We start from the raw sequence: 5,389 nt of genomic DNA on the forward strand, positions 1-5,389 counted from the left end.
TCGGGCACCCCCTGCGCTTTTTCCTGAAACATGAGCTACGTTATTGATAGTTCTATGTTTTGGTGGGGGTGTTCTCTCCTGGTTATTTATGTTGGTAGAGTGTCCTGTGTGGGGACATACTGTCGAATGTTGTATATTATGATGTTCCTGTGAGGAACGTTGTCCTTAAGGGAACAATATTGCTGGTTATTATATAAATCTGTATCCTCAAGTGGATACAAACTCTTAGTGTTTGATCATCAGGTGGGCCAGGGATTTGTAGAGATCCAGGTAGGTTTGGTAGGTCTGGTCGTAAACTGTTTTGTTGTCCGAATCTGGCTCGTGGTGACGTGTTTCTTTTACGGTCAGGGTTACGGCTTCGTCGTAGTCTTTGTAGAAGCCTGTTCCTACTCCGGCGAGGAGGGCTGCTCCCAGGGTTGTGGCTGTGTCGGAGGCTGGGACTACGATTGGTTTGCCTGTGATGTCTGCCTTGATCTGGGTCCAGAGGTGGGAGTTGGCGGAGCCGCCCATGGCTCTGAGGACTTCAACTTTGGCTCCGGCTTCTTCGGCAATTTCTAGGTTGTGTCTGAGGGAAAGGGCTACGCCTTCCATGCAGGCACGGACCATGTGACCTTTGGTTTTGGCGAAGTCAAGGCCGTAGAAGACACCTTTGGCGTATGGATTCCAGATCGGAGAACGTTCGCCGGACATGTATGGGAGGAAGACCATTCCGTCACAGCCTGGAGATACTTTTTCGGCGATCTCGTTTAGCTGATTCAGGGAAGATTCTCCTGTCTGTTCTTTCATCATTCGTTCGTAGTCTGCGAATTCGTGTTCGAACCAGCGCATGACTCCGCCGCCTCCGGTGGTTCCTCCCTGGAGAAGCCATTTGTCCGGGATGACGTGGTAGCCGAGGATCAGTCTTGGATCGGCTTTGTATTCGTCCATGCAGATGCTCATTCCGCCTGCCTGTCCGCCCTGTTCCTGGGTTTCGCCCGGGTGGATGACTCCTGCACCTAGGGTTCCGCACGCTGCATCGAGACCTCCGGCTACAACCGGTGTGCCTTCTGCAAGTCCGCACTCCTGTGCAGCTTTGGCAGTAACCGTGCCGACTACGTGGTCACAGTTGCAGATCTCCGGAAGGAAATTCATCGGGATTCCAAGACGCTCACACATTTCTTCGTCCCAGCAGCCTTTGCGCATGTCGAAACAGTGGAGACCGTAACCCTGTGATACATCCTGGGTGATGGCGTCTGTCAGCTTGAATGCGATGTAGCTGTTGGACTGAAGGATCTTGTAGATATTTGCATAAACTTCCGGCAGATTTTCTTTGTACCAGATGATTTTTGCTGTTGTATAGGATGGCTGGAGTGAATTTCCTGCCACTTCAAAGATCTTGTCTGCGCCGATTTCTTCGTTCAGGCGGTCGCAGATGGACTGTGCTCTGGTGTCCATCCAGATTGGTGTGTTGGTAAGGACTTTACCCTCTTTGTCAATGGCGATTGCTGACCAGCTCTGACCATCGATTCCAACTCCGGCAATCTCCTCCGACGCAATCCCTGCTTTCTGAATAGTTTCTTTTGTTGCCTTGCAGACTGCGCTCCACCATTCTTCCGGATTCTGCTCTGCCCAGCCTTCCTGTGGATAGTATACTGGATAGTCGCCGTTTGCCGCTGCCAGGACTTGTCCATTTCTGTCAAATACAGCAACCTTGCAGGCACTTGTCCCGATATCAATTCCAAGTAAATATGATTTTGTCATTTCTGCTGCTCCCATTTCTCCACTACCTGTAAACAGTAGCGATTCCTTCTATAAATTGCTGCCACATTCCGGCAGTCTGTTCCAGTTGTTGCTGTTCACTCCATTCACGGCAGCTTTCCGTTCAGAAAGCTTACGGATTTTCCCTCAATGATCTCTGTCCGGAGTTTTTCAGAAAAGCTTTCTTCGCCTTCCTGCTTTCCGTTCTCAAGATGTTCCAGCATGATCCTGGCTACCTCTCTGGCAATTCCGTCCGTTGGCTGAGACACAATCGTAAGTTTCGGGTTACATGCACGTGCAAACTGAAGATTGTCAAATCCAATCAGGGACAGCTGCTGTGGAATCTGGATACCCAGTTCATTTACTCCAATCATCGCCCCCATTGTCATCTCGTAGTTCGTAACAAAAACAGCAGTCATATCCGGATTGTCCCGAACCAGCTTCTCCAGTCCGCGGACCCCTCCCTGGATCGTGTAATCTCCATGAAAGATCAGGGAATCCCGAATCGGTATTCCTGCCTCATTCAACGCTTTGGAATATCCTGCCAGACGCTCCTGTGCTGTAAAAATCCCCTCCGGTCCACCAATAATTCCAATGTTTCTGTGACTTTTTTTTATGAAGCACTGCACTGCATCCTCTGCCGCTTTCCGATTATCAACCAGAACACTGTCGCAGGAAATCCCCTGTATCTTACGGTCGATCAGAACAATAGGCTTCCCTGTCTTCTGGAACTTCCTGAGATGATTTCCCTCTTCATCTACTGGCATATTGATGATTCCATCCACACGCCTGCGGATCAGGAATTCCACCGCTTCACATTCCAGTTTCTTATCAGTCCGGCAGTCACATACGATCGTTGCATAACCGTGGCTCCGTAGAACATCCTCCATTCCCGTGATGATCTCGGCACAGAACGTATTGTTCAGTTCCGGAATCACAACGCCGATGGTTTTGGTCGCATTGGTCTTCAGTCCTCTGGCAACCTCATTGACTTCATAGTGAAGCTCCTCAATGGCTTCTTCAATCTTTATTCTGTTTTTTTCCCTGACATTCCCGCCATTAAAATAAGAAGAAATCGTAGCCAGACCAAGACCTGTCCGTCTGGCAATATCTTTCATCGTCGCTGCCATTCTGACTCACTGCCTTTTCGTTACTTATTCTGCTTTGCCGTCACATCCGCAGACTTTCATTCTTGCCATAACAAGTTCTTTGACTGCCTGGATTGCTGTTTTGCCATATGCTTTCGGATCAATGGTATCCGGTTTTTCTGCAAGAAGTTCTTTGACTGCTTTGGAGTATGCTGCACGAAGCTCTGTTGCAAAGTTTACCTTGCAGATACCACGTTTTACACAGTCCATAACATCCTCATCACTGAGTCCTGATGCTCCGTGAAGAACAAGCGGGATATCAACAACTTCTCTGATCTCGCTGAGACGCTCTTTGTCAAGAACCGGTGTTCCTACATAAAAGCCATGTGCAGTTCCGATTGCAACAGCCAGAGAGGTAACTCCTGTACGCTCTACGAATTCTTTCGCTTCCTGCGGATCTGTGTTGGTGTCTGCCTCTGCCTCAAGGTCGTCTTCCTTGCCGCCGACTTTGCCAAGCTCTGCTTCGCAAGGGATGTCCAGTGCTTTTGCTACATCAGCCACACGTTTGGTTTCTGCAATGTTTGCCTCGAAATCCAGTTTGGATCCGTCGATCATAACAGAAGTGTATCCTGCATGCATTGCCTGCATAGCCAGTTCAAAGCTGCTGCCGTGATCCAGATGGAGGCATACCGGAACAGATGCTTTCTTTGCTTCTGCTGCAACGATCGCTGCGTAAGTTTCTACGGTGCCGTATTTGATCGTGGACGGAGTTGTCTGGATCATTACCGGTGCTTTGAGTTCCTCTGCTGCCTGGATGATCGCTTTGACCATTTCCATGTTCTCGGCGTTAAATGCACCTACTGCGTAACCGCCTTCCTGAGCTTTTAACAGCATTTCTTTTGATGTAACAAGTGCCATGATGTTTTCCTCCTCATCATTATATGTATGATATTTTTATAGTAACTTCATAACCGTTCAGTATCCTCACAGCTATATAAATGCCTGTTACCGCGAAAACCGAAACGTTTCCGTTTGACTTCATCATACCTCTGTAACGGCTTTCTGTCAACCGTAAAATATTCATCTTTTACAGGAAAATATTACCTTGTCAAACCATTCAAATGCAGGTAAATTCTAAGATAGTGATAAAAAGAAGCGTCCCTGTCTGCTCATGCAGATCCGGACACCCTATTTTATAGAAAAAACGGAGGGTACAGATATGTTAAAAGGAATTCCTGAAATCTTATCACCAGAATTATTAAAAGTATTATGCGAAATGGGACACAGCGACCGTCTTGTAATCGCAGACGGCAACTTCCCGGTTGAATCCATGGGCAAGAATGCGATCACCATCCGCTGCGACGGACACGGTGTACCGGAAATTCTGGAAGCTATTCTCAAAGTTTTCCCGCTGGATACTTATGTAGAGCATCCTGTAAACCTTATGGAAGTTATGCCTGGTGATGATGTAGAGACACCGATCTGGGATACCTACAAAGAAATCATCCGCAAATACGATGACAGAGGAGACGCAGTTGTAGGAAACATCGAGCGTTTTGCATTCTATGACGAAGCCAAAACAGCTTACTGCATCATCTCCACAAGTGAAAAAGCTCTGTATGCAAACGTTATGCTGCAGAAAGGTGTTGTCATCAACAATTAATCATCGGCCATCTTTTCTTCTGAAATGCTCCGGACTTTATTGTCCGGGGCATTTTTTCATGTTATGATAATTATATGCAAGTCCCCACATTGCTCTTCGCAACCCTGTAGGGGACTTACTTGATTCGTTAAAAAATGCAGTCAGGCACTTTCCTGATCTGTCAAGTTAACAGGAGGATTTTTAATGAGGAAAAAAACACCCCGATTCCTGCGCAGTCTTTCTGTGATTCTCTCTGCCGCTGTTCTGGCAGGAAGTTTCACTCCTGCCGTTCAGACTGTTTCTGCACAGTCCACTGATATTGACTTTATTTCTTCTGACGAAGAGGTGACTTCTTCGGATACAGACATCAGTCTGGAAGATATAGACGAAAACACAGACGCTTCTGCTGAAGCAGCGCCTGACACAGACATCCCGGATATTTCACAGGATTCCTCTGGCACTTCCATTGAAAACGAATCCCCTGCTTCCTCTCAGACAGAAGATGAGGATACGTTCACATCCGGAGATTCCGACGAAACAGCCGAAAACCTGGATTACATTCTCGGCCGTCCTATGACAGAAGAGGAACGACAGGCACAGCTCGCGCCGATGCAGACTCTGACCACCTTTACCCCAGAAGAAGAGGTAAACAGTGATTTTTCGGTCTCTCTCTGCGATATTTTTCCTGAAAGTTACGATTCCAGAGAACAGAACCTCATAACTTCCGTCAAAAACCAGAACCCTTTTGGCATCTGCTGGGCTTTCAGTCTGCTCTCCACAGCGGAAACACCCCAGATGACCATTTTATCCACCAGACCAATTATCATAACGGTGGAAATGGCATGATCGCTTCCTTTTTCCTGAGTACCTGGTCCGGCATGGCTACAGAAGATCAGGTTCCGCTTCCCACGGACAACTCTCA

General features: G+C 47.7%; 5 protein-coding genes. 2 read left to right on the forward strand and 3 right to left on the reverse strand.

What is annotated here, in order from left to right:
* Positions 1-225 precede the first annotated feature (225 nt).
* The 3 genes from xylB to QZL69_RS07215 all read right to left on the reverse strand — a co-directional run bounded on the left by xylB (position 226) and on the right by QZL69_RS07215 (position 3,743).
* The gene (gene xylB, locus QZL69_RS07205) at positions 226-1,740 is read right to left on the reverse strand and encodes a xylulokinase (protein ID WP_022214546.1); all 1,515 of its coding nucleotides are present in this window, start codon (positions 1,738-1,740) and stop codon (positions 226-228) included.
* A gap of 104 nt (positions 1,741-1,844) precedes the next feature.
* Entirely contained in the window at positions 1,845-2,867 is a 1,023-nt protein-coding gene (locus tag QZL69_RS07210; RefSeq protein WP_022214547.1) for a LacI family DNA-binding transcriptional regulator, read from the reverse strand.
* 24 nt (positions 2,868-2,891) lie between these two features.
* Positions 2,892-3,743, reverse strand: a complete 852-nt coding sequence (locus tag QZL69_RS07215; protein WP_022214548.1) for a class II fructose-bisphosphate aldolase — start codon at positions 3,741-3,743, stop codon at positions 2,892-2,894.
* Between the two features lie 301 nt (positions 3,744-4,044).
* Here QZL69_RS07215 and QZL69_RS07220 point away from each other — a divergent pair, with 301 nt between their 5' ends.
* The gene (locus QZL69_RS07220; RefSeq protein ID WP_022214549.1) at positions 4,045-4,488 is read left to right on the forward strand and encodes an RbsD/FucU family protein; all 444 of its coding nucleotides are present in this window, start codon (positions 4,045-4,047) and stop codon (positions 4,486-4,488) included.
* 183 nt (positions 4,489-4,671) lie between these two features.
* Positions 4,672-5,313, forward strand: coding sequence for a C1 family peptidase (locus QZL69_RS07225; RefSeq protein ID WP_022214550.1), 642 nt, complete (start codon positions 4,672-4,674; stop codon positions 5,311-5,313).
* Positions 5,314-5,389 lie beyond the last annotated feature (76 nt).

Source organism: Blautia sp. CAG:237, assembly GCF_000436615.1.
Classification (GTDB): Bacteria; Bacillota; Clostridia; order Lachnospirales; family Lachnospiraceae; genus Blautia_A; species Blautia_A intestinihominis.

Excerpts from the sequence above, each read along its gene's own strand:
- QZL69_RS07210 (WP_022214547.1), bottom strand. The coding sequence starts at position 2,867 with ATGGCAGCGACGATGAAAGATATTGCCAGACGGACAGGTCTTGGTCTG.
- QZL69_RS07220 (WP_022214549.1), top strand. The coding sequence starts at position 4,045 with ATGTTAAAAGGAATTCCTGAAATCTTATCACCAGAATTATTAAAAGTA.
- xylB (WP_022214546.1), bottom strand. The coding sequence starts at position 1,740 with ATGACAAAATCATATTTACTTGGAATTGATATCGGGACAAGTGCCTGC.
- QZL69_RS07225 (WP_022214550.1), top strand. The coding sequence starts at position 4,672 with ATGAGGAAAAAAACACCCCGATTCCTGCGCAGTCTTTCTGTGATTCTC.
- QZL69_RS07215 (WP_022214548.1), bottom strand. The coding sequence starts at position 3,743 with ATGGCACTTGTTACATCAAAAGAAATGCTGTTAAAAGCTCAGGAAGGC.